Source organism: Streptomyces sp. S465 (genome assembly GCF_026898115.1).
Classification (GTDB): Bacteria; Actinomycetota; Actinomycetes; order Streptomycetales; family Streptomycetaceae; genus Streptomyces; species Streptomyces luomodiensis.
Genome location: NZ_CP114036.1, coordinates 203,331 through 225,271 on the forward strand (window position 1 = coordinate 203,331; position 21,941 = coordinate 225,271).

Sequence of the window (21,941 nt, forward strand, 5' to 3'; positions counted from 1 at the left end):
AGACCTGTGTCCTTTTGTGGTTTGTTGTGTTGACATGTGTCGCCATGCGTGTGACGGTTGCGGAGCCTGCTCCTGGCCTGGATGTGCACTGTTCGTTCAGCAACGAAAGTGAGAGTCATGAGCTCAGGAATACGGCGCCGCAGCGTCCTGTCCGCGGCCGCTTCGGCAAGCGCGGTCGGTTCGCTCGCTCTCTCCGCGCCGGCGTCGGCGCAGCCGGCCCTCGGCGCCGGACCGTCGACGGCCGCGCTGCCCGCCGAGGACGGGTACGACCTGTGGCTGCGGTACCGGCAGGTGGAGGATTCCGGTCAGCTCAAGCGGTACCGGGCCGCCCTGGGGACCCTGGTCCGGCAAGGCGGCGGCCCGCTCCAGCAGTCGGCGGTGGACGAGTTGGTCCGCGGGCTCACCGGTCTGCTCGGTACACCGGTGGTGCCCCGCGCCACCGCCCCTTCCGGCGCGGCGCTCGTGGTGGGCACTCCGACGAGTTCCGCCCTGATCCGAGAGCTCGTCCCCGCGGCCGACCTGGCCGGGCTGGGTGACGAGGGCTACGTCATCCGCCGGGTCACCAAGCGCGGCAGGGACCGCACCGTGGTGGCGGCCCACGCCGACCGCGGTGTGCTCTACGGTGCGTTCCACCTGCTGCGGCTCGTACAGACCCGACAGCCGCTGGAGCACCTCGACCTCACGGAGCGCCCGGCCGCCCCGCTGCGCGTGGCCGACCACTGGGACAACGCGGACGGTTCGATCGAGCGCGGCTACGCGGGCCAATCCTTCTTCGACTGGGAGGAACTGCCGCGACTCGACGACCGGTACACGGACTACGCGCGTGTCCTGGCCTCGATCGGCATCAACGGCGCCGTGATCAACAATGTCAACACGCCCGCGGACTACCTCGCCGAGCCGTTCCTCACCAAGCTGGCCGCACTCGCCGGTGTGCTGCGCCGCTACGGCGTCACGCTGTACGTCACGGCGAACTTCGCCGCCCCCATCGACCTGGACGGGCTGGACACCGCCGATCCCTTCGACCCGGGGGTGCGCGGCTGGTGGACGAAGAAGGCCGAGGAGATCTACGGCAAGATCGAGGACTTCGGCGGCTTCCTGGTGAAGGCCAACTCCGAAGGCCGCCCCGGGCCGTTGGACTACGGACGCACCCACGCCGACGGGGCCAACCTGCTGGCGGACGCACTGAGACCGTACGGCGGGATCGTGATGTGGCGGGCGTTCGTGCACGACGGTGACGAGAAGTGGGACCGGCAGGCCTACCTCGACTTCACACCGCTGGACGGGAAGTTCGCGGACAACGCCGTGGTGCAGATCAAAAACGGACCGATCGACTTCCAGGTCCGCGAGCCCGCCCACCCCCTCTTCGGCTCGCTGCCGCGTACCAACTCGATGATCGAACTCCAGGTGACGCAGGAGTACACGGGGCACGCCACCCATCTGTGCTATCTGGTTCCGCAGTGGAAGGAAGTCCTGGACTTCGACACGCTCAAGGCCGGCGAGGGCAGCACCGTGGCCCGTGTCGTGACCGGCCGGGTGCACTCCTCCGCACACTCCGGATTCGCCGGTGTGATGAACTTCGGCGATGCCAGGAACTGGACCGGCTCACACCTGGCCGCCGCCAACACCCACGGCTACGGACGGCTCTCCTGGAACCCGGACCTGTCCGCGCAGGACCTGGCCGCCGAGTGGACCCGGATGACCTTCGGCAACGACCCCCACGTCGTCACCACGGTCTCCGCCCTGCTTCTGGACTCCTGGCGCACCTACGAGGACTACACCTCGCCGCTGGGCACGGGATACCTCACCCATCCGCCGGACGGCTCGGTGACGGGGCACTTCGACCCCAGCCCGACGACGACCACCCAGTTCCACAAGTCGAACCGCGAGGGCATCGGCTACGACCGCACCGCCGCCACCGGCAACGGCTACACCAGGCTGTACGCGGCGGCGACACGGGACGCCTACGAGTCGCTGGAGAACTGCCCCGAGGAACTGCTCCTCTTCCTGCATCATGTGCCGTACACCCACCGGCTGGACAACGGCAAGACCGTGATCCAGCACATCTACGACACGCACTTCTCCGGAGCGGCGCGGGTGGCGGACATGCGCACCGACTGGGAGGGACTGCGCCGCCGCGTCGACCACCGGCGGTTCACCGAGGTGCACCGCCAGTTCGGGGAGCAGATCGCCAAGGCCGCCCAGTGGCGGGACACCCTGGTCGCCTACTGGTTCGAGCTGAGCCGGATCCGCGACGAGCGCCGCGGCTGGCTCCAGGCGGTCGTCGCCCCGGCCGACACGGTGCTGCTGGGCGGGGAGCGCAACGAGCTGCCCGTTCAGATCGTCAACGCCACGGGCTCCGGGCTGCGCACGGTGACCACGCTGGATGTGCCCGAGGGCTGGCGGTCCGAGGAGGTGACCCGCTACGTGGCCGCGCGGGAGGACGAGACGGTGAAGATGCCCGTCGTGCCACCGCCGAGCCCCGCGCTCGCCACCCTGCACGCGCGCCCGAGGTCGGGCGCGGTGCGGGTGCTCCACTCCTCGCTGCGCAGCCTGGCCAGAACCGTCGTCGTGCCGCCCGCCGCGCGATGCGTACACGCGCTGGACGCCGGGCCCGCCTCCGCGCCGGTGCTGAAGGACTACACCCGTCTCTCACCCGCCGACACCTGGCACGAGGGCGCCGGCTTCGGCTGGGTCGGCAGCACACCCGATGCCACGGACACCGGACTGTTCGATGTCATCCGCCGGGACTACGTACGCGACGGCGCCCCGGCCGTGCTGCGGCTGAAGCTGCCCGCCGGACGCTGCACCGCGCACCTGCTCACCGGCGACCCCAACACCTTCAACAGGTCGCTGATCGTCCGTGCGGACGGGATCGAGAAAGCCCGGAGCGAGCAGCTCGACGGCCGGGAGTTCACCTGGCTCCGGATCCCGCTGGACGGCGGGTCCTCGGGACGCGAGGTGGACCTGGAGCTGTCCGCGAAGGAGGGCCAGACCTGGCATCTCAGCGCCTGCGTCGTCCTGGCGGACGACCAGGAACGGGCCTGACAGGATTCCGTCGGGCCCGGACCGTGGGCGACGGACCGGCGATCACCAGGCGCATGGCGCCGGTCAGGCCACGCGGTACCGCCCGAGCCTGCGCAGCAGCCGGTGCATCGCCTCCGCGGACTCGGTCATGGCGGCCAACGAGCAGGATTCATCGGTGACATGGGCCTGATCCGGGTCGCCCGGTCCGTACACCACCACCGCGGGATCGCCGAGCCGGCCGGTCAGCACCGAGGCATCGGTGAAGTAGGTCGCGTACTCGGCCGGGCGGGCCGAGGAACCGGGAGCCAGGATCTCCCGCGCTTCGGCGGCCGCCGACGGATCGGTGGCGACGCCGGGCAGGTCCAGCAGCCGCTCGAGGCTGATGCCGTCGCCGCACAGCCGGGAGATCTCCGCGACCGCCTCATCCCGTCCGAAACCGGGAACGGTACGCACGTCCAGCCGCATCTCGGCGCGGTCCGGCACCAGGTTGGGCTGCTCGCCCGCGTGGAACGTGCCGATGTTGACCGTTGCCGGGCCGTGTGTCGGGCTCACCGGCCAGTCTTCGTGCCCGTGGAGCCTGACCGCCGCGGCGGCGAGCGCGGCGATCGCGTTGCGGCCCAGTTCCGGACGGGAACCGTGCGCGGAGACCCCCCTGGCCGTCGCGGCGAGCCACAGGACGCCCTTGTGTCCGAGGACGGTCCGGTTGCCGGTCGGCTCGGCCACGATGAGCAGGTCGGTGGGGGTGAGGGAGGCCGCGGCGATCTCTTCGGCCCCCTCGCAGCCGGTCTCCTCACCGAAGGTGAAGATCAGCTGCACCGCGGTGTCCCGCGGGTTTTCGCGGGCGGCCCGTATCGCCGCCTCGACCTGGCAGGCGACGCCGGCTTTCATATCGCTGCTGCCGCGGCCGAGCAGCCGGCCGTCGCGCAGTTCCCCGCTCATCGGGTCGAACGACCAGCCCGACGGGTCGGCGGGCACGGTGTCCAGGTGTCCGGTGAAGGTGACCGGCACCCGCGGTACGACGGGTCCGAACCGGGCGACGACATTGGCCCGGCCGGGTACCGGCTCCTCGACCCGGACCTCGAACCCCGCGCCGTCCAGCCGGTCCGCGACCAATGCGGCGGCCGGTGCCTCCCGGCCGCCCCGGGTGTCGATCCGCACCAGTCGCCGCGCGAGGTCCGTCACACCGTGCCATGCGTCCGCGTCGCCCATCGGGGCCCTCCTCGGGTTGGGGTGAGTTGCCGTCATGTGCGGTCCCGGGGCGCTTGCGTGGCCCGGGTGCTGTCGCGCACCACCAGGGTCGGCACGAGGGAGATGTGCGCGTGCGGGCCGCGCTCGGTGTCCTTGGCCAGGCCCGCCGCGGCCAGCAACCGTACCGCCTCCGCGGCGATCCGGTCACGGGGCTGATGGACCGTGGTCAGGGCCGGCTCGGCCAGCCGGGAGAACTCGATGTCGTCGTAGCCGGTCACCTGCACCTGCCGGGGCACCGCGAAACCGTGTGCCCGGCAGGCGCGCGTGGCCCCGAGCGCGATCAGGTCATCGGCGCATACGATCGCGTCCGGCAGGCCACCCTCCGCGACCAGCCGGGCGACGGCGGCCTCGCCCCACTCCACGCTGTAGTCGCCGAGCAGCACCTGATCCGGCTTCACCTCGATGCCCAGTTCCTCGGCGCGCCGCCGGAACCCGGCGAACCGCTGCTCGGTGGAGGAGTGCGTCATCAGCGAGCCGATGAAGGCCGCCGACCGCGCCCCGCCGTCGTGGAGGTGGTCCATGACCTGCCGCATCGCGGCGACGTCATCGACGCCCACCCAGTCGGTGGTGGTGCCGTCGACGAATCGGTCGAGCTGGACGAGCGGCAGCCGGTCCGCGGTCTGCTGCACGGCGGGCCGGCTGTCGGTGCCGTGGCTCGGGCTGACGATGATGCCGTCGACGTTGCGCGCGGCGAGCGAGGCCAGCCGGCGTGCCTCGATGCGCGGGTCGGAGCGCGCGTCGCACAGGAACAGCTCCTTGCCCTCCTTGCCCAGGGCGTGTTCCACGCTCTCCACCAGGGAGGTGAAGAACGGGTTGGTGATGCTGGGCACGACCATCCCCACGGTGTCGGTACGGCTGTTGCGCAGTGCCCTGGCGATGACATTGACCTGGTAGCCCAGCTCATCGGCGGCGCGGCGGACCTTGCGTTCGACCGCGGCGGAGACCTGGCCCCGGCGGGAGAGCACCCGCGACACGGTGGCGGTCGAGACACCGGCCCGTTCGGCGACCTGAGCGATCGTGACCCGTTGCAATCGATTACCTTCCTGCCGGGAAACCTGGCCGTCACATGGCTCCAACACCGATGTGACCTGGCGCGTTGATTAAGCATAGAGCCTTGACACGGCTCCCGACCCCTGCCTACGGTCCACCGCAACTCAGCTGTAATCGATTGCACCGAGGTGGCGCGATGAAGACATCCGGGAGCACAAACGACCTAGGGGTGTTCCCACCCCGGCCGAACGCGATTGAGGAACTGTTCGGCACCTCGAAGGTCGTCATCGGCGTGGTACATCTGCCACCGCTGCCCGGCAGCCCGCATTACCAGGGCGTCCCGCTGGACGAGATCTGCGCCTTCGCGGTCGAGGAGGCGCGGGCCTATCTGGAGGGCGGCTGCCACGGGCTGATCGTGGAGAACCACTGGGACATCCCGTTCCTCAAACCGGGCGAACACGGCTACGAGACATCGGCGGCGATGGCCGTGGTGACCGACCGGGTGCGGCACTCCCTGCTGGAGGGCGCCGGCGGCAGGCTGGGGGTCAGCGTGCTGTCCAACGCCGCCGAATGCGCGATCGCCTCCGCCTGGTCCGGCGGCGGCGGGTTCGTACGGGTCAACCAGTGGGCCAATGCCTATGTCGCCAACGAGGGCATCATCGAGGGCCAGTCGGCACACGCCACCCGCTATCGCAGCCGGATCGGCGCCGGTCCGGTCAAGGTCTTCGCCGATGTGCACGTCAAGCACGGTTCGCACGCCATCGTCGCCGACCGCACGCTGGCCGAACAGACGGAGGACGCCGAGTTCTTCGGCGCCGATGTGCTGATCGCCACCGGCTCCCGGACCGGGGACGCCGCCTCGCTGGAGGAGGTCGAGGGCATCGCCGCCCACACCACCCTGCCGGTGGTGATCGGCTCCGGTATCACCGCGGACAACATCGGCGGCCTGCTGCCCGCCTGCGACGGTGTGATCGTCGCGTCCTCGGTGAAGGACAACGGCCGCTGGTGGGGCCGGGTCGACCAGGCCAAGGTCCGCGCGCTGACCGCCGCGGCGGCCAAGGCCGGAGTGGTGCTCCCGTGATCGTCTTCTGCGGGTACGCCAACATCGACCTGACCGTCGGTGTTCCGGAGCTGCCCGCTCCCGGTGCCCGCGTGCAGGCGACCGCCATCCGCCATGGCCACGGCGGGATGGCCGCCAACGCCTCGGCGGCCGCGGCCCGGACCGGGGCCGATGCGTGGTTCGCCGGCGTGGTCGGACCGGATCCGCGGAGCACGGCGTTCCTCGCCGCACTCGCCGCCGACGGGGTCCGCACCGACTGGACTGCCCGCACCGGCACCCTCACCACCGCTGTCGTGCTGCTCACCCCGGACGGTGAGCGCGCCGTCATCAGCCAGGACGACGAGTTGGACGCCCAGCACATCGTCCGCACGGCGCGGGCGGCGCGTGAGGCCGGGGCGGACTGGCTCTACCTCGACGGCTACCGCTTCCCCGAGGCCGCCGCCGCGCTGGCCGAGGCCGCCGCCGGCGCCCCGGCCGGGGAGCCCGGACCCGGCCTGGTGGTGGACCTCGACGGCTGCGACCGGGTCGAGGCCCTGCGCACCGCGCTGGCCACGGCCGATCACGTCGTCATCGGCCGGCCGCTGGCCGTCGCGCTGCTCGGCGGAGAGCCGGCCCTGGCCCGAGCCGCCGCCGAGATGGACGTCCATCTGGTCGTGACCGACGGTTCGCGCGGCTGGACACTGCTGACCCCGGCCGGCGAACGCCACGACGGCCCGGCGATCGAAGTGGACACGGTCGACGCCACCGGGGCCGGGGACTGCTTCACCGGCGCGTACTGCGCCGAACTGGACCGGGGCCGGCCCCCGCTGGAGGCGGCGCGCTTCGCCGCCGTCGCCGCCGGCCTGTCCTGCACCCGGCCCGGCGCCCGGGACGGGCTGCCCGACCGGCGGGCCATCGACTCCTGGCTCGAAGCCCACGCCACTTCTGACCCGGAGCGGGCCCGCTCCCAGTAGACAAGGAGAGCAGATGCGCCAGACAGTGACGGCCGTGGTCGCGCTGGGCCTGCTGCTGACGACCGTCGGCTGCGACACCCAGGCCCGCCGCGAGATGGCGGCCGAGAAGAAGAACACCGAACAGGGCCCGCCGCCGCCCGCGGAGGTCGCCGACTCCTGTACCGTCCGCGGCCACACTCCGAAGATCGGCATCGTCCCCATCAACCTCCAGGCGCTGTTCTTCAACCAGATCAACACCGGCGCCCGGACCGTGGCCCGCAAGGCCGGTGTCACAACCCAGATCGTCAACGGCAACGACGACTCCGCCACCCAGGCCAACGCCATCGACGACCTGGTCGCCAACCACTACGACGCCATCATCGTGGACGCGGTCGACACCGAGGGCATCAAGCCCGCCATCCGCCGGGCCAAGGCGGCAGGCGTGCCGGTCGTCGCCGTGGACGCCACCGTGGATGACCCCGCGGTCTCCGTCCAGGTCGGCACCGGCAACGTGGAAGGCGGCCGGCGGATCGGCGAGGCCCTGCTCAAGACCGCCGGCAACCGCGGTGGTGTCGGCGTCGTCGGCGCGCTCAACAGCACCATCCAGAACGAGCGGCAGAAAGGATTCACCGACACCGTCACCGCCAAGGGCATGAAGATCCAGAACGTGGTCGACGGCCGCAACATCCAGGAGAACGCCCAGACCGCCGCCGAGAACCTGCTCACTCGCGACCCCGGCCTGAAGTACGCCTACGCCACCGGGGAGCCCGCGCTGATCGGCCTGGCCGCCGCCGTGGTCAGCCAGCACCGCACCGAGGACCTCAAGGTCGTCGGGTGGGACCTGTCCAGCCAGGCCGTCGACGGGCTGCGGGCCGGCTGGATCACCGGCGTCCTGCAGCAGAACACCTTCCGGTTCGGCTACGAGGCCATGAATTCCGCGATCGACCTGGCCTGCGGCCGCGCCACCCGCAAAAACGTGCCCGTTCCCACCCAGCTGGTGACCCCGGACAACGTCAAGAACTACCTCTACTACCTGGAGAAGTGATGGGCGAGAGCGCGCTGGTCTCCCTGAGAGGAATCACCAAATCGTTCGGCGCCGTCCGCTCGCTGCGCGGCGTCGACCTGACCCTGGCCCCGGGCGAGGTGCTCGGCCTGGTCGGCGACAACGGCGCCGGGAAGTCGACCCTGATGAAGGTCCTGGCCGGTGCGGTCCAGCACGACGGCGGGCAGATCTCCATCGACGGCCGCGACGTCCGCTTCACCAGCCCCGCCGACGCCCGCCGCGAGCGGGTCGGCATCGTCTACCAGGACCTCGCCCTGTGCGACACCCTCGATGTGGCCAGCAACCTGTTCCTCGGCCGTGAACCGCGCAAAGGCCCCTTCATCGACCGCGCGACGATGCACGCCCGAGCGGCCGAAACCCTCTCCGAACTGCACGTCCGGGTGAAGTCCACCTACCAGGAGATCGGCGAGCTGTCCGGAGGACAGCGGCAGGCCGTGGCGATCGCCCGAGCGGTGTCCTTCCGCCCGCGCGTGCTGATCCTGGACGAGCCCACCGCCGCGCTCGCCGTCGCCGAGGTGCGGCAGGTGCTGAAGATGATCCGCGACGTCGCCGCCCAGGGCGTCGGCGTCATCCTGATCACCCACCGGTTGCAGGACCTGTTCGAGGTGTGCGACCGGATCACCGTGATGTACGAGGGGCGCAGCGTCGAGGACGCCCCGATCTCCGAACTCGACATCGAACGGCTCGTCGCCATGATCACTCGATCCGACGTCGCGACCGGCGGGCCCGGCACCACGGAGGTGGCCTGAGATGAGCGCCGACACCGCGATGCGCACCACCGCCGTACTGGGCCGGCCCCCGGGCCGCTGGCAGCGCGCCAACAAGGCCACCGTGGCCATGCTCGGCGTGGGCGTCGCACTCTTCCTCGGCTTCGGTATCGCCGCCCCCAACTTCCTGACCTTCACCAACCTGTCCAACCTGGCCACCCAGGTGGCGATCACCCTGATCGTGGCGGTCGCCATGACCTTCGTGATCAGCACCGGGCAGATCGACCTGTCCGTGGGATCGATCCTCGCGTTCACCGCCACCTGCACCGCCGAGATGCTCCAGGCCGGCTGGGACTCCTCCGTGGTGATCGTGGTGGCGCTGCTCGCCGGGCTCTTCTGGGGCGCCGTCAACGGATGGCTGTCGGCCTATCAGAAGATCCCCCCGTTCATCGTCACCCTTGCCACCATGTCGGTCGTCCGCGGCCTGGCACAGCTGTGGACGAAGGGGTTCTCCGTCCCCATCGACGCCCGGCTCTTCGTCGCCAAGCTCGGCGACGCCTCCTTCCTCGGACTGTCCGCGCTGGCCTGGATCGCCCTGGCGGCGGTCGCCATCGGAGCGGTCCTGCTGTCGAAGCTGCCGTTCGGCTCCTATGTCAACGGCATCGGCTCCCAGGAGGAGTCGGTGCGGCGAGCCGGGGTGAACACCGCCCGGATCAAGATGATCACCCTGATGCTGACCGGTGTGGCCGCCGGCGTCGCCGGGCTGCTCACCGCGGCCCGGCTGGGCTCCGGCTCCGCCAACTCCGGGCAGGGCTTCGAACTCACCGTGATCGCCGCGGTCGTGCTCGGTGGCACCAACCTGTTCGGCGGCCGGGGCACCGTGCTCGGCACCGTCATCGGCGCCCTGATCACCGGAGTCATCGCCAACGGCCTCAACTTGCTCGGGGTGAGCCCGTTCCTCACCCCCATCGTCACCGGACTGGTGCTGCTCGCCGCGATCTGGCTGAACCTGCGCGGCCGGGCGATGGCCGATCTGTTCGCCCATCTGACGGGCCGCTCATGAGCGGCGGCCCCCTCCCCCGCACGGTGACCACGGTGACCGGACCCGTGCCCAGCACCGGGCTCGGTCTCACCCTCACCCATGAGCATCTGCGCAACGACGTCCGCAAGGCCGTCACCACCCCGGCCGGCCCCGGGCTCGGCCATCTGCGCGACGCCCGCACCACACCCGAACTGGCCTGGCTGCTGCGCGAGCAGCCCTACGCCTGCCTGGACCACTGTGTGCTCGACGACACCGAAGGGATGCTGGCCGACCTGCGCGCGTTCGCCGCCGGCGGGGGCGGCACGATCGTCGATGTCACCCCGGGCGGACTGGGCCGCGACCCGGAGGTGCTGCGCGCGCTCTCCGAAGACAGCGGAGTACGTGTCGTCATGGGCTGCGGCTGGTACCTGGAGCCCTACCACCCCCGCCCGTTGTCCCCGGCGGACGAGCGCCGGCTCGCCGTCGCCTTGCTGGCCGAGTTCACCGAGGGCGCCGACGGCACCGGGATCCGGCCGGGCGTCATCGGCGAGATCGGAGTCTCCCCACGGTTCACCGAGGGTGAGCGCACCGCGCTGCGCGCCGCCGCGCGTACCCAGCGCGAGACCGGTGTCCCCCTCTACGTCCACCTGCCCGGCTGGCAGCGCCGCGCCCACGAGGTCCTCGACCTGGTGCTGGGAGAGTACGGGGTGGCGCCGGCCGCCGTGGTGCTGTGCCACATGGACCCCTCGCACGCCGACCCGGACTATCAGCGGTCGGTCGCCGACCGCGGCGTCTGGCTCGAGTTCGACATGATCGGCATGCCGTTCCGCTACCCCGGGGAGGGGCAGTCCCCGGCACCCCACGAGACCGCGCACGCGATCGCCGGGCTCATCGCCCGCGGCCACGGTGACCGCCTGCTGCTCAGCCACGACGTGTTCCTCAAGAGCATGCTCACCGCCTACGGCGGCAACGGCTTCCGCTATGTGCCGGAGCTGTTCCTCTCCCGGCTCGTCGAGCACGGCGTTCCCCAGCGGACCGCCGCGGACCTGCTGCGCGCCAACCCGGCCCGGCTGTTCGAACACGCCGCCTCGTCCTGACCACCGTCCCAGCGTTTCCCCCGATCCCGCACCAAGGAGCACCCCGTGAGCCGTGTCCTGATAGCCGGTGAGAGCTGGATCTCCCAGTCCACGCACATCAAGGGAGTCGACTCGTTCACCACCAGTACCTATGTGACCGGCGTCGAACCGTTGCGCCGGGCGCTGGAGGGCCGCGGGCACCAGGTCGCGCACCTGCCCGCGCACCTGGTACCCGGGCAGTTCCCGGGCGACGCCGAGGCACTCGCCGCCCACGACGTCGTCATACTCTCCGACATCGGGGCGAACTCCCTCCAGCTCGCCCCCGAGGTGTTCGAGCAGGGAACGCCGGGTGCCGACCGGATCGACGCACTGCGCGGGTGGGTCGGTGACGGCGGCGGGCTGCTGATGGTCGGCGGCTACCTCTCCTTCACCGGTTTCGAGGGCAAGGCCGCCTACCGCAACACCGCGCTGCACGAGGTGCTGCCGGTCGAGCTGCTGCCCGAGGACGACCGCGTCGAACTCCCCGCGGGCGGCCGCCCGTCGGCCGTCGGCACCGGCCATCCCGCCCTCGGCGGTGTGACCGGCGAGTGGCCACTGCTGCTCGGCTACAACCGCGTCCGGCCACGTCCCGGCGCCGAGGTCCTGGCCACCCTGGGCGGCGATCCCCTGGTGGCGGTGGCCGAGTACGGCTCGGGACGGTCGGCGGTCTTCACCTCCGACTGCTCCCCGCACTGGGCGCCCGCATCGTTCTGCGAGCAGTGGGACGGCTACGCCCAGGTGTTCGGCGGCCTCGTCGAATGGCTGTCCCGATGAGCCGGAGCCGGTCCGAGCAGCTCCTCGAGGCCGCTGCCCCGACCATGGACCGGGCGCTGCGCATGCGCTTCGTCATGGAGGTCACGGCCGGCACGATCGGCGACGCCGACTACGCCGACTACCTGGAGATCGAGGCCGCGTTCGTGGAGACGGCCGCCCGACTGCACGGACTGGCCGTGTGGGGCGCCCCCAACCGGACGGCGCTGGAGCGCAACGCACGGGCGGTCCACGCGCTGACCACCACCCAGGCGGACTACTTCCGCGAAGCCCGCGCCGCCTGGCCCGTCCCCGCCCGGCCGGACGCCGCCCGGCGGGGCGAGGTGTTGTCGCGCTACGCACTCGACGTGGCACGGGAGGGCGGGTACCCGGCGGTGATGACGATGCTGTTCGCCGCGGAGAGCCTGTACCTCACCTGGTGCACCCGGGCACATGAGCGCGGCACCGTCCCCGAGGGCGCGATGAGCGCATGGGTGTCGCTCCACGCCGACCAGACGTTCCGGGACGGGGTACGGGCCCTGGCAGCGGAGGTCGACGCCCTGCCGGACGACCTACCCCAGGAACGGCTGACCCGCTGGTTCACCGGCATGCTCGAGGCCGAAATCGCCTTCCATGACGCCGTGTTCGGGTAGCCGAAAGGTCGTGCTTACCGGGTCGCGGCCGCCGCGTTGCGGATCCAGCTGCGGAATTCGATGGCCAGGTGTTCGCAGTGCCCCTCGATCATCGAATCCGGGGCGGCGGACGGATAGATGACGCGTACGACGACATCCGCGCCGGTATCGGTGTCCCGCGCTTGGTGCAGGCAGTACGCGAAGGGGGTGCCGTCATCCAAGCTGAGGAGAGCGTTCATCAGCGTCACCGGGTAGGACGCGTCGAGGTACGCGCCGACCGGAGCAGGCAGTTCGTGGGCCACCGAGACCTTGAACCGGGTGAGGTGGCCGCCGATCGTCTCCACCATCCCTCCGGTGTAGTTCGGCGGCTCCACGTAGTGCTCGGGGTGCGCGTTGACGAGCGACATCTTGTCCTGGAAGCGGCCGGTGCCGGCCTGGGCGTGGAACCAGTCGGCCAGGTCGGTGCCGCTGAGTCCGCGAACGTGGAATTCCGTGCGCGACTCACGGTAGGTGCCGCCCGAAGCCGAGATGAGCTCCTTCTGGTAACGGTCTCCGGCGTCTATCTGCTCGGCAAGGAGGTCCATCATCACCTGACCACTGGCTACCGTCTTCAGGTTCTTCAGGGCTCGCCGTGCGGCCTTCAGCTCCCACTGGTCGATTACGGACTCGTCGAAGGTGCGGCCCATCGTGTGCACTTCGACTGTCACCGAGGTGGACGATTGCACGTCGGCACTGGCGCTCAATGCGTTTCCTTTCGTGACGCGACGCATCGCACCGGTGCGGTGGCGAAGTGACCGGCGCGCGAGATGCGTTGACCTGCTTGTCGCAGGGCTGACACCGACCCTAAGATGCATTCATGCATCTTGCAAGGTCGGAATCCACTCCCCGCCGTCGTCGGCATGGCGCAGCGCTCAAGGCCGCGCTGCTCGACGCCGCATGGCAGGAACTGATGGAACGCGGGTACGCGGGTCTCACCTTCGCCGCGGTCGCGGAACGCGCCGGCACCAGTCGGCCGGTCGTCAACCGCCACTGGGCGACCAAGGACATGCTCGTTCGTGATGCCATCGGCCGTGCCAGCGATCAGTTCTCGCTCATCGACCCTGACACCGGGTCCCTGCGCGATGACACGATCGCGCTGCTCGAACAGCTCAACGGGGCGTTCACCATGTTCGCCGTGGCCATGACCGCACAGTTGGCCGCCTACTTCGAGGAGACGGGAACAACGCCCGCCGAGCTGCGTGCGTCCTTGATCGATCAGAGGTGGGCGCTGATCGAGTCTGTCACGCACCGCGCCGTCGAACGAGGGGAGATCGACGGTGCGAAGCTGACCTCACGCATCGCGCGGTTGCCCTACGACTTGCTCAGACACGAAGTGCTCATGGACCTGAGGCCGGTGTCTTCCCAAGCCATCCAGGAGATCGTCGATACCATCTTCATCCCAGTGGTCACCTGAGTTGAAGCGCAACGAGCCCACTCCGCATGCGGAGTGGGCTCGTCTCCTGAGCGCTGGGCAGGCCTTGCACCTGCATCTCCCCGCAGGAAGCGGGGTGTCTTTCCTTGGACCACCAACGCGCGACCGGCTGCCCGGAGTTCGGGCGGCCGCGACAAGATCAAGCATAGCGCACGGCACCGACCAGCCGCCTCCGCCTCCGCGACGCCGTCCCTTCGCCGACGCCGTTCACGGAGTACGTGCGGGGCGGGCGGCAGGCGTGGCGAAGGATGCGGCCACCACGATGATCAGGACCAGGAACAGCGCGTTGCGGAGTCCGAAGCGCTCGCCGAGATGGCCGAGTGAGGGCGGTCCCACGAGGAAGGCGACGTAGCCGAGGGTGGCGGCGAGGGAGACCCTCGCCGCGGAGTCGTCGCCGGAGCCGCCGGCCGCGGAGAGCGCGACGGGGAAGCCCAGCGACGCGCCGATGCCCCACAGCACGGCGGCTGTCGCCGCGACGGCCTGGTTGTCGACCAGGATCACAAGTGCGATGCCGACGGCGCCGATGACCGCGCTGGCGCACAGGGCGGCCGCGTGTCCGTAGCGGTCGACGAACCGGCCGCCCGCGAAGCGGCCCACGGTCATCGAGGCCGCGAAGACCGCGAACACGGCCGATCCGAGCGCGGGGTCGAAGCCGTGGCCGTCGACCATGACCAGTGGCAGCCAGTCGTTCGCCGTTCCCTCGGCCATGGCAAGGGCGAGGATGATGCCGCCGATGAGCAGCAGTTTCGGTTCCCTCCACACCGCGGGGCGCGCGGGGTCCCGCGTGTGCGTTCCGCTGTCCTGGCCGGTTCGTCGGCCCACCCCGGCGGGAACGTAGCGGATCATCGGCACCAGTACGGCCAGTACCACGGCGGCGACGACGGCGAGATGCCACAGGACGGGGAACGAGATGGCGGTGAGCGTCATGCCGACGACCGCGCCGGCCACCGTGCCGAGACTGTAGAAGCCGTGCATCGCGGGGAGGGTGGACCGGCCGAGCAGCCGTTCCACCTCCGCCCCTTCGACGTTGAGGGCCACCTCACCGCCGCCCATCCCGAGGCCGATGAGTCCGAGCCCGAGGGCGACGACCGGATCCGCGCCCGCCGCGGCCCCCACACCGATGACGCCGGATCCCGCGGCGGTCGCCAGCGTTCCGGCCGCGATGACGGGCCGGGCGCCCCAGCGGGACACCAGCGGCCCCGAGCACAGGATGCCCACCATGGACCCCACCGAGAGCCCGAACAGGACCAGGCCCATGCGCCCGGTGGAGGCCCCGAGCAGGTCGCGCACGTCGGGGGTGCGCGTCACCCAGGACGCCATGGCCACGCCGGGCAGGAAGAACAGGGCGAACACGGCGATCCGACGCCGACCGAGACTGACCGTCACAGGGATGCCTCCAGCAGATGGCCGAACACACGAGTCTGTACGAGCGTACACACTTGGCCGGAGTTCCGTTGTGACACATTGGAGGCGTGAGCGGCACACGGCGTGAGATCCCCAACGATCCCGGGCGCAGGGACCGGATCCTCGACGCCGCCCTCGACGTCATCGCCGAGGGCGGCGTTCACAAGACGACCCATCGCAAGATCGCCTCACGGGCCGGCGTGCCCCTGGGCTCGCTGACGTACTACTTCGACGGCATGGACGATCTGCTGGCGCTGGCGTTCGCCCGCCTCGCCGACACGATGTCCCAGCTCTACCGCCGCACCCTGCACAGCGCCGGGTCGACCGCCGAGGCCGAGGCCGCCGTGGTCGAGCTGATCTGCGGACCGGCCTACGCCACCGACCGCGACATGACGCTCATCTTCGAGATGTACGCGTACGCCAACCACAACACCGCGGTAGCCGCGACCACCCGCTCCTGGCTGGCGCGCAGCCGCGAGAGCCTGGCCCTGCACTTCACTCCCGGAGTGGCCCGAGCCCTCGACGCCCTGATCGAGGGCTGGCCCATGCACCGCCGCTTCGACGCCGCCCCCCTCAACCGGCAACTCGTCGCCGGGGTCGTGCACGCCGTCGTGACCGCCGCGCCCCACCTCCCCGACGAACAGCTCTGATCTCTTCGCCTTCCTACCGGCGGTCAGCTGCCTGCCGCGGCCGTGAGAGCCGCGTCGAGGAAGCGTCGCAGCATGGCGGAGTGGGTGTTGGGGTGGTAGGCGAGGCGGACGGGGATGGGCGGTGCGTCGTCCAGTGGGACGAAGCGCAGCGCCGGGTGGTGGATGCGGCGCTGGGCGGTGTCGGGAACGATGCCGATACCGCGGCCCGCGGCCACTGATTCGAGCCACTCGTCGAAGTTCGCGGTTTCCACGATGTGTCGGGGGCCGTCTCCGGCGGGCCAGGACCAGGGGCCGGTGGTACCGCTGGCGGTGTTGACCACCAGCGTCCACTGGTGGGCGTCCTTCCAGCTCAGGTGGTCGGCGATGGCCGGTTCGCCGCCGCGAGAGCACACGGCGGTGCGCTTCTCGTCGTACAGGTGCACCGTGCACACGGGCGGGGGCACGGGCTGGGTGCCGCGCAGGAGGGCGACATCGACGCCGAGACGGTCCAGGTCGTCGAGCGGGTCGTCGCTGCGGACCAGGGTGATGCGGGCGCCGGTGTCCCGCTCGAAACGGGCGATCGCGTGCTGGGCCCAGGGATCGGGCAGCAGCCAGCTGAAGCCGAGCCGCAGCACCGACTCGCCTTGGGCGGCGGCCAGGGCCTGGTCGAAGGCGGCCAGGGTGCGCTCGGCGTGGGGGAGGAACCTGGCGCCCGCGTCGGTCAGGTCCACGTGGCGGGTGGAACGGTCCAGCAGCCGTACGTCGAGGGCGGTCTCCAGTTGCGCGACGGTACGGCTCAACGCCGGCTGGGCGATCAGCAGGTGTTCGGCGGCCCGGGTGAAGGAGCGATGGCGGGCCACCGCGGCGAATGCCCGCAGATGTCTCAGCTCGATACCGCTGCCGTGCGCCGCCGTCATCGCTGCCCCCATTCATGCCGCTGCCGCATATGTGCAGCGTAACCGGTATTTCTCAGCGCCGTGCGGGCGGCCTAGCGTCAAGGGCACCTCATCGTCAACGAAAAGGTGATCACAACTATGGTGCTCGCGCCCGCCGGCTCCTCGGCGGCCTCACCCTGGCCGACCGTCGCACGCGCCGCGGCGGCCCTGGCCGCCGCGATGGGAGTGGGCCGGTTCGCGTACACGCCGATCATGCCGCTCATGCACACGCAGGCCGGACTGTCGGACGGCTCGGGGGCATCCCTGGCCACGGCCAACTACATCGGCTATCTGATCGGCGCACTGCTCGGCATCGCCCTGCCCGCCCTCGTCCGGTCGGCGACCGCGCTGCGCTACGGGCTGCTCCTCCTGGCGGCCACCATGGCCGCGATGCCCCTCACCCATGACCCCGGCGCCTGGTGGGCGCTGCGGCTGGTGGCGGGCGCCGCCAGCGCCCTGGTGTTCATGATCGCCGTGAGCGCCCTGCTGACGGGGCTCGCCGCGCACGCGCAGCACATGGCCGGCTGGGCGTTCGGCGGGGTCGGCGCGGGCATCGCCCTGTCCGGTCTGCTGGTGGCCGTACTCCAGCAGATCGGCTCCTGGCAGGCCGCCTGGCTGGCATGCGCGGCACTGACGGCAGTCCTGGCCGCCGGCACCTGGCGTCTCGCGACGCCACCGACTCCGGCCCCGGCTCCTCCCCCGGCTCCGGCCACGCCCGCCGCGGATGGGGTACCGGCCCGACCGCGCACCCGCCGCTGGTTCTTCGCCCTGATGGCCAGCTACACCCTGGAGGGCATCGGTTACATCATCGCCGGAACCTTCCTGGTCGCCGCCATCCAGCAGGGCGCGCCCGGCTGGATCGGCAACAGCGCCTGGATCGTGGTGGGCCTGGCCGCGCTGCCCTCCTGCGCCCTGTGGATGCGCCTGGCCCGCCGCTTCTCCCGCCCTGCCCTGCTGATGGTGTCGCTGTCGCTCCAGGCCGCCGGCATCGCCCTGCCCGCCCTCTTCGCCGGCAGCACCCCCGCCCTCGGCGCGGCCGTGCTGTTCGGCGCCACCTTCATGGGCGTGAGCACCATGGCCCTGGCCATCGGCACCCACCTGCGCATACCGCGCGCCGTCGCCCTCCTCACCGCCGGCTACAGCATCGGACAGGTCCTCGGTCCGCCCCTGGCCGCACCGCTGCTGCGCCACGGCTACCACCAGGCGCTCCTCCTCGCCGCCGCCCTGGTCCTGGCAGCTGCCTGCGGCGCCGCCGCCTGCTGCATCCGTTTCCCCCACCACCTCGCCCACGCCACGTCACCATCCGCCGCCTGACCCCCGGGAGCTTCCGCATGCCCCGCGACCTGTCGTCGCTGAAGACGCCCCTGCCCGTCTGGGCCGCCCCGATGGCCGGCGGCCCCAGCACCCCCGCCCTCGTCAAGGCCGCCGCCCGCGCCGGAGGCATCGGCTTCCTCGCCGGGGGCTACAAAACCCCGCACGACCTCGCCGCCCAGATCGCCCAAGTCCGCGACGACGGCCTGCCCTTCGGCGTCAACCTCTTCGCCCCCAACCCCGTGCCCATCGCCGCGGACCACTACCGCGCCTACGCCCGCGCGCTACAGAAAGAAGCCGACCGTTACGGTCTCACCCTCCCCACGGAGCCGCCCGCGGAAGACGACGACGCCTGGACCGGGAAACTCGACCTGCTGCTCGCGAACCCCGTGCCCTTGGTCTCCTTCACCTTCGGGCTGCCCGCTCCCGACACCGTCCGTGCCCTCCAGGAGGCGGGCACCCTCGTCGCCCAGACCGTCACCTCCCCCGCCGAAGCCCTCGCCGCGGCGAACACCGGCGCCGATCTGCTGATCGTCCAAGCCCCCGCCGCCGGCGGCCACTCCGCGACCCTCACCCCCGACCGCCTCCCCCGTCCCATCCCCCTGCCCGACCTGGTCAGCGACGTACGCCACACCACCCACCTCCCGGTCATCGCCGCAGGAGGCATCGCCACCGCGGCCGACACCGCGGCCGCCCTGAAAGCCGGTGCCCACGCCGCCATGGCCGGCACCGCACTGCTGCGCACCCACGAAAGCGGCGCCTCGGCCGCCCACAAAGCCGCTCTCGGCGACCCCGCCTTCACCACCACCGTCACCACCCGCGCCTTCACCGGCCGCCCCGCCCGCGCCCTGCGCAACCGCTTCATCGACGACTACGAATCCATCGCCCCACTGGGCTACCCCGCCCTCCACCACCTCACCAGCGCCCTGCGCAAGGCCGCCACCGCAGCCAATGACACCGGCCTCATCCACCTGTGGGCAGGCACCGGCTACCGCCACGCCCGAAGCGAACCTGCCGCCCAAACCCTCACCCGCCTCGCGGCCGGCCTGTGATCGGTCCTCAGGATCGTGCCCGCCAACGCCGGGCGGCGGCACCAGCCGGTGCCGCCGCTCCTCGTACGTATGGCCCTGACCCGCCGTCGGCCGTGGCGGTACGGTCGTGAACAGACCCCCCGGAAGCGAGCGGTGACTCCCACCTGCGCGCGCATCACCACGGCCTGCGTGTGCGGCATCGACCCGCACCCCTACCACTCGAGGCCTGCATCCGACGGTCCAGTACGCATGGGCTGTCGCCGAGACGGGCCGGCGTTGCACTCGGACACCCTTCGCCCGCCGTCCGTACGGCAAAAGTACGCTGTCCGTACGGTTGTTGCGATAGGGTGCCGACCCGGAGGTGTCCCATGTCCGAGTTGTTCGACGCGGTCGACGCACTGGTCGCGTCCCGCTCGCCGCTGCCGCCGGCAGAGGAGCGCAAGCGGCTGCGCCAGGCGCACGGCCTGACGCTGGACGAAGTGGCCGCCGCCCTGAAGGTGCGCCGGGCGACGGTGTCCGGCTGGGAGTCCAGCAAGAAACCCACCGAGCCGCGCGGGCCGGAGCGTGAGGCGTACGCACGGCTGCTGAACAAGCTCGCGGAACTCTACCCCGCGCCGGCGACGCCGCGGGAGCCGACGGCCGCGCCGGCGCCGGCCGCGTCCCCCCACACGCCTGCCCCGGCGGAGCGGGCCGTGTCCACCGGCCCGGCCCCGGAGGCCGCGGCCATGACGGCAGCCCCTGGAAACGCCCGGCCCGCCCCCGCTCCGCCCGCCCCCGCTGCTGCCGCTGCGCCGCGTCCGGCGCGCACCGCAAGGACGTCGTCGACGTCGCGCCACCCGGACGTGAAGAAGGCGGCCCCGGCCGGCACCCCGGCGCCGGTCGCCGCGCGGTTCGAGAACGGACCGCTCGCGGTCGTCGACGTCGAGGACGGCCAGGTGCTGGCGTACTGCCCCGGCGGCCTGGTTCTGGACGTACCCGCCAAGTCCCTCCCGGCCCTGGTGGACTGGACGCTGCGCGAGGCGAGGCTCGGGCAGCCGAAGCTGTCCGGGCCGGGCAAGGACGCCGACCCGCTGCTCGTGCTCACCGAGGCCGCGCTGGAGCGCTACGGGCTGCCGGTCACCCTCACGGAGGAGGAGCGGCTCGCCGGGCGGATCCCGGAGGGGCACAAGGTCATCAAGCAGCTGAGCCGCGCCGACTGGAAGCTCACCCAACGCGGGTTCGGGCCGTGGGCGCGGGTCTACCGCCCCGCGCAGCGCTCGGAACGGACCTGCGTGCAGCTGTGCATCCCGTCCTGGCACGCGCTCGACTCCCGGCACTGGGGCCAGGCCGGCCAGCTTCCGCCGCCGGAACTCGCCCGGCTCCTGGGGGTGTACGCGTCCCGGGTGATGACGCCGCGCGGCTCCACCGCCGTCACCGGCCTGGAACTGATGACCGCGCTCCACCCGGCGACCCGCGCCTCCGAACCGGACGCCGACGGCAAGCGGCACTCCGAGCACAACCCCGGCTCGCTGGGCAAGGACCCGGTGGACTGCGCTCCGTGCGAGGCACCCGACGGGCATCCCCTGCTGGCGGACCTGCCGCGCTTCCACGTGCGCGGCCCGGCGGAGAAGCTGTTCGAGGAGGCGTACGACTGGGCACGGCCCATGACCGACGCCGAATGCACCCTGCGGCACCTGGTGGGCATCGACGTGAACATGGCCTTCGCCGCCGGAGCGAACGGCCTGGTCGTGGGCCTTGGCGCGCCGACGCACGTCAAGGCGCCGGTGTTCGACGCGAAACTGCCCGGATCGTGGCTGGTCGACCTGTCCCATGTCGACCTGTCCCGGGTGAAGATCGCCAAGGACACGTGGGCGGACCTGGACAGCAGTCTGCTGCCGAGCCCGTTCACGCCGAAGGGCGAGCGCCCCGACGGCCCTGCCTGGTACGCGACACCCACCGTCGCCTACGCCCAGGAGCTGGGGTACCAGGTGCGCCCGATCGAGGCGTGGGTGCGCCACGACAACGGCCGCTATCTGGACGCCTGGTACAACCGGTTGCGCGATGCCTACCTCGCCACGATGGCCGACCTCGGCGTCGACGCGAACCTGGCACCGGCGGACTTCCTGACGGCCATGGACGGCTACCAGCAGCGCGACCCGGAACTGGCGATCGTGGTTTCCGCGATCAAGGCGACGGTCAAGGGCGGCCTGGGCAAGCTGCGCGAGCGGCCCCGCGGCGAAGGCTGGCGGCCGGGCCGGCCGTGGCGGGCCCTCGCCCGTCCCACGTGGCGGCCGGACATCCGCGCAGCGGTCATCTCCCGCACCCGGATCAACCTGCACCGCAAGATCCTCAAGCATGCGGCGTTCACCGGTCAGTACCCGGTCGCGATCCTCTCCGACTGCGTGGTGTACGCGACCGACGGCACCACACCGCTGGACTTCCTGCCCTACCGGGACGGCAAGCCACTGCCGGGCGGCTTCAAGCTCGGGGTCAACCCGGGCCTGGTGAAGTGGGAGGGCACCCAGACCGTCCTGTGGGGCGAAGAAGTCCGCGACCGGTTCGACGCCCCAGCGCTCAACCTGGCCCGGTACATCAAGGACGGCACCGTCACCGACGCCGACAACGGGGAGTAGGTAGCC

The 21,941-nt window shown here is 71.4% G+C and carries 19 protein-coding genes; 14 read left to right on the forward strand and 5 right to left on the reverse strand.

Annotated elements, in window-relative coordinates; all coding sequences use genetic code 11:
* Nucleotides 1–117: 117 nt before the first annotated feature.
* Nucleotides 118–3,045 (forward strand): alpha-glucuronidase family glycosyl hydrolase, encoded by a 2,928-nt coding sequence (locus tag N6H00_RS00970; RefSeq protein WP_268969559.1) that lies wholly within the window; start codon nucleotides 118–120, stop codon nucleotides 3,043–3,045.
* Nucleotides 3,046–3,108: 63 nt separating this feature from the next.
* Here N6H00_RS00970 and N6H00_RS00975 read toward each other — a convergent pair whose 3' ends face one another.
* Together N6H00_RS00975 and N6H00_RS00980 are read right to left on the reverse strand one after the other, a co-directional pair.
* Entirely contained in the window at nucleotides 3,109–4,233 is a 1,125-nt protein-coding gene (locus tag N6H00_RS00975; RefSeq protein WP_268969560.1) for a M20 family metallopeptidase, read from the reverse strand.
* Nucleotides 4,234–4,265: 32 nt separating this feature from the next.
* On the reverse strand, nucleotides 4,266–5,303 hold the full coding sequence (locus N6H00_RS00980; protein WP_268969561.1) for a LacI family DNA-binding transcriptional regulator: 1,038 nt from the start codon (nucleotides 5,301–5,303) through the stop codon (nucleotides 4,266–4,268).
* A gap of 155 nt (nucleotides 5,304–5,458) precedes the next feature.
* On the opposite strand from N6H00_RS00980, the gene N6H00_RS00985 reads away from it, so the two are divergent.
* From N6H00_RS00985 to N6H00_RS01020, 8 genes are read left to right on the forward strand one after another with little or no spacing between them, the layout of a single operon-like run.
* Nucleotides 5,459–6,343 (forward strand): BtpA/SgcQ family protein, encoded by an 885-nt coding sequence (locus N6H00_RS00985; RefSeq protein WP_268969562.1) that lies wholly within the window; start codon nucleotides 5,459–5,461, stop codon nucleotides 6,341–6,343.
* On the forward strand, nucleotides 6,340–7,275 hold the full coding sequence (locus N6H00_RS00990; protein ID WP_268969563.1) for a carbohydrate kinase family protein: 936 nt from the start codon (nucleotides 6,340–6,342) through the stop codon (nucleotides 7,273–7,275). The genes N6H00_RS00985 and N6H00_RS00990 overlap by 4 nt, the downstream gene beginning before the upstream one ends.
* 13 nt (nucleotides 7,276–7,288) lie before the next feature.
* Nucleotides 7,289–8,299, forward strand: coding sequence for a substrate-binding domain-containing protein (locus N6H00_RS00995; protein WP_268969564.1), 1,011 nt, complete (start codon nucleotides 7,289–7,291; stop codon nucleotides 8,297–8,299).
* Entirely contained in the window at nucleotides 8,299–9,066 is a 768-nt protein-coding gene (locus tag N6H00_RS01000) for an ATP-binding cassette domain-containing protein (RefSeq protein WP_268969565.1), read from the forward strand. The genes N6H00_RS00995 and N6H00_RS01000 overlap by 1 nt, the downstream gene beginning before the upstream one ends.
* Nucleotide 9,067: 1 nt before the next feature.
* Nucleotides 9,068–10,087: an ABC transporter permease gene (locus tag N6H00_RS01005; RefSeq protein ID WP_268969566.1), complete on the forward strand. Its 1,020-nt coding sequence runs from the start codon at nucleotides 9,068–9,070 to the stop codon at nucleotides 10,085–10,087.
* Nucleotides 10,088–10,119: 32 nt separating this feature from the next.
* Nucleotides 10,120–11,142, forward strand: a complete 1,023-nt coding sequence (locus tag N6H00_RS01010; RefSeq protein ID WP_268969567.1) for a phosphotriesterase family protein — start codon at nucleotides 10,120–10,122, stop codon at nucleotides 11,140–11,142.
* 45 nt (nucleotides 11,143–11,187) lie between these two features.
* Complete coding sequence (locus tag N6H00_RS01015; RefSeq protein ID WP_268969568.1) at nucleotides 11,188–11,934, forward strand: glutamine amidotransferase; 747 nt, start codon at nucleotides 11,188–11,190, stop codon at nucleotides 11,932–11,934.
* A complete protein-coding gene (locus N6H00_RS01020) occupies nucleotides 11,931–12,563 on the forward strand; it encodes a TenA family protein (RefSeq protein ID WP_268969569.1) in 633 nt (210 codons plus the stop codon). Before N6H00_RS01015 ends, N6H00_RS01020 begins: the two co-directional genes overlap by 4 nt.
* A 14-nt stretch (nucleotides 12,564–12,577) precedes the next feature.
* On the opposite strand, the gene N6H00_RS01025 is transcribed toward N6H00_RS01020, so the two are convergent.
* Complete coding sequence (locus N6H00_RS01025; RefSeq protein ID WP_268969570.1) at nucleotides 12,578–13,249, reverse strand: hypothetical protein; 672 nt, start codon at nucleotides 13,247–13,249, stop codon at nucleotides 12,578–12,580.
* A 149-nt stretch (nucleotides 13,250–13,398) separates the two neighbouring features.
* Between N6H00_RS01025 and N6H00_RS01030 the strand changes: the two genes are divergently transcribed.
* Nucleotides 13,399–13,995, forward strand: a complete 597-nt coding sequence (locus N6H00_RS01030) for a TetR/AcrR family transcriptional regulator (RefSeq protein ID WP_268969571.1) — start codon at nucleotides 13,399–13,401, stop codon at nucleotides 13,993–13,995.
* Between the two features lie 225 nt (nucleotides 13,996–14,220).
* On the opposite strand, the gene N6H00_RS01035 is transcribed toward N6H00_RS01030, so the two are convergent.
* The gene (locus N6H00_RS01035) at nucleotides 14,221–15,399 is read right to left on the reverse strand and encodes an MFS transporter (protein ID WP_268969572.1); all 1,179 of its coding nucleotides are present in this window, start codon (nucleotides 15,397–15,399) and stop codon (nucleotides 14,221–14,223) included.
* 86 nt (nucleotides 15,400–15,485) lie between these two features.
* Here N6H00_RS01035 and N6H00_RS01040 point away from each other — a divergent pair, with 86 nt between their 5' ends.
* A complete protein-coding gene (locus N6H00_RS01040) occupies nucleotides 15,486–16,067 on the forward strand; it encodes a TetR/AcrR family transcriptional regulator (RefSeq protein ID WP_268969573.1) in 582 nt (193 codons plus the stop codon).
* Nucleotides 16,068–16,090: 23 nt separating this feature from the next.
* Here the strand turns inward: N6H00_RS01040 and N6H00_RS01045 are convergent, their stop codons facing one another.
* Nucleotides 16,091–16,963, reverse strand: coding sequence for a LysR family transcriptional regulator (locus N6H00_RS01045; protein ID WP_268969574.1), 873 nt, complete (start codon nucleotides 16,961–16,963; stop codon nucleotides 16,091–16,093).
* Between the two features lie 117 nt (nucleotides 16,964–17,080).
* Here N6H00_RS01045 and N6H00_RS01050 point away from each other — a divergent pair, with 117 nt between their 5' ends.
* The 3 genes from N6H00_RS01050 to tap all read left to right on the forward strand — a co-directional run bounded on the left by N6H00_RS01050 (nucleotide 17,081) and on the right by tap (nucleotide 21,935).
* Complete coding sequence (locus N6H00_RS01050) at nucleotides 17,081–18,295, forward strand: YbfB/YjiJ family MFS transporter (protein WP_268969575.1); 1,215 nt, start codon at nucleotides 17,081–17,083, stop codon at nucleotides 18,293–18,295.
* Nucleotides 18,296–18,312: 17 nt separating this feature from the next.
* Nucleotides 18,313–19,344 (forward strand): nitronate monooxygenase, encoded by a 1,032-nt coding sequence (locus tag N6H00_RS01055; protein WP_268969576.1) that lies wholly within the window; start codon nucleotides 18,313–18,315, stop codon nucleotides 19,342–19,344.
* Between the two features lie 347 nt (nucleotides 19,345–19,691).
* Nucleotides 19,692–21,935, forward strand: coding sequence for a telomere-associated protein Tap (gene tap / locus N6H00_RS01060; protein WP_268969577.1), 2,244 nt, complete (start codon nucleotides 19,692–19,694; stop codon nucleotides 21,933–21,935).
* The last annotated feature ends 6 nt before the right edge of the window (nucleotides 21,936–21,941 follow it).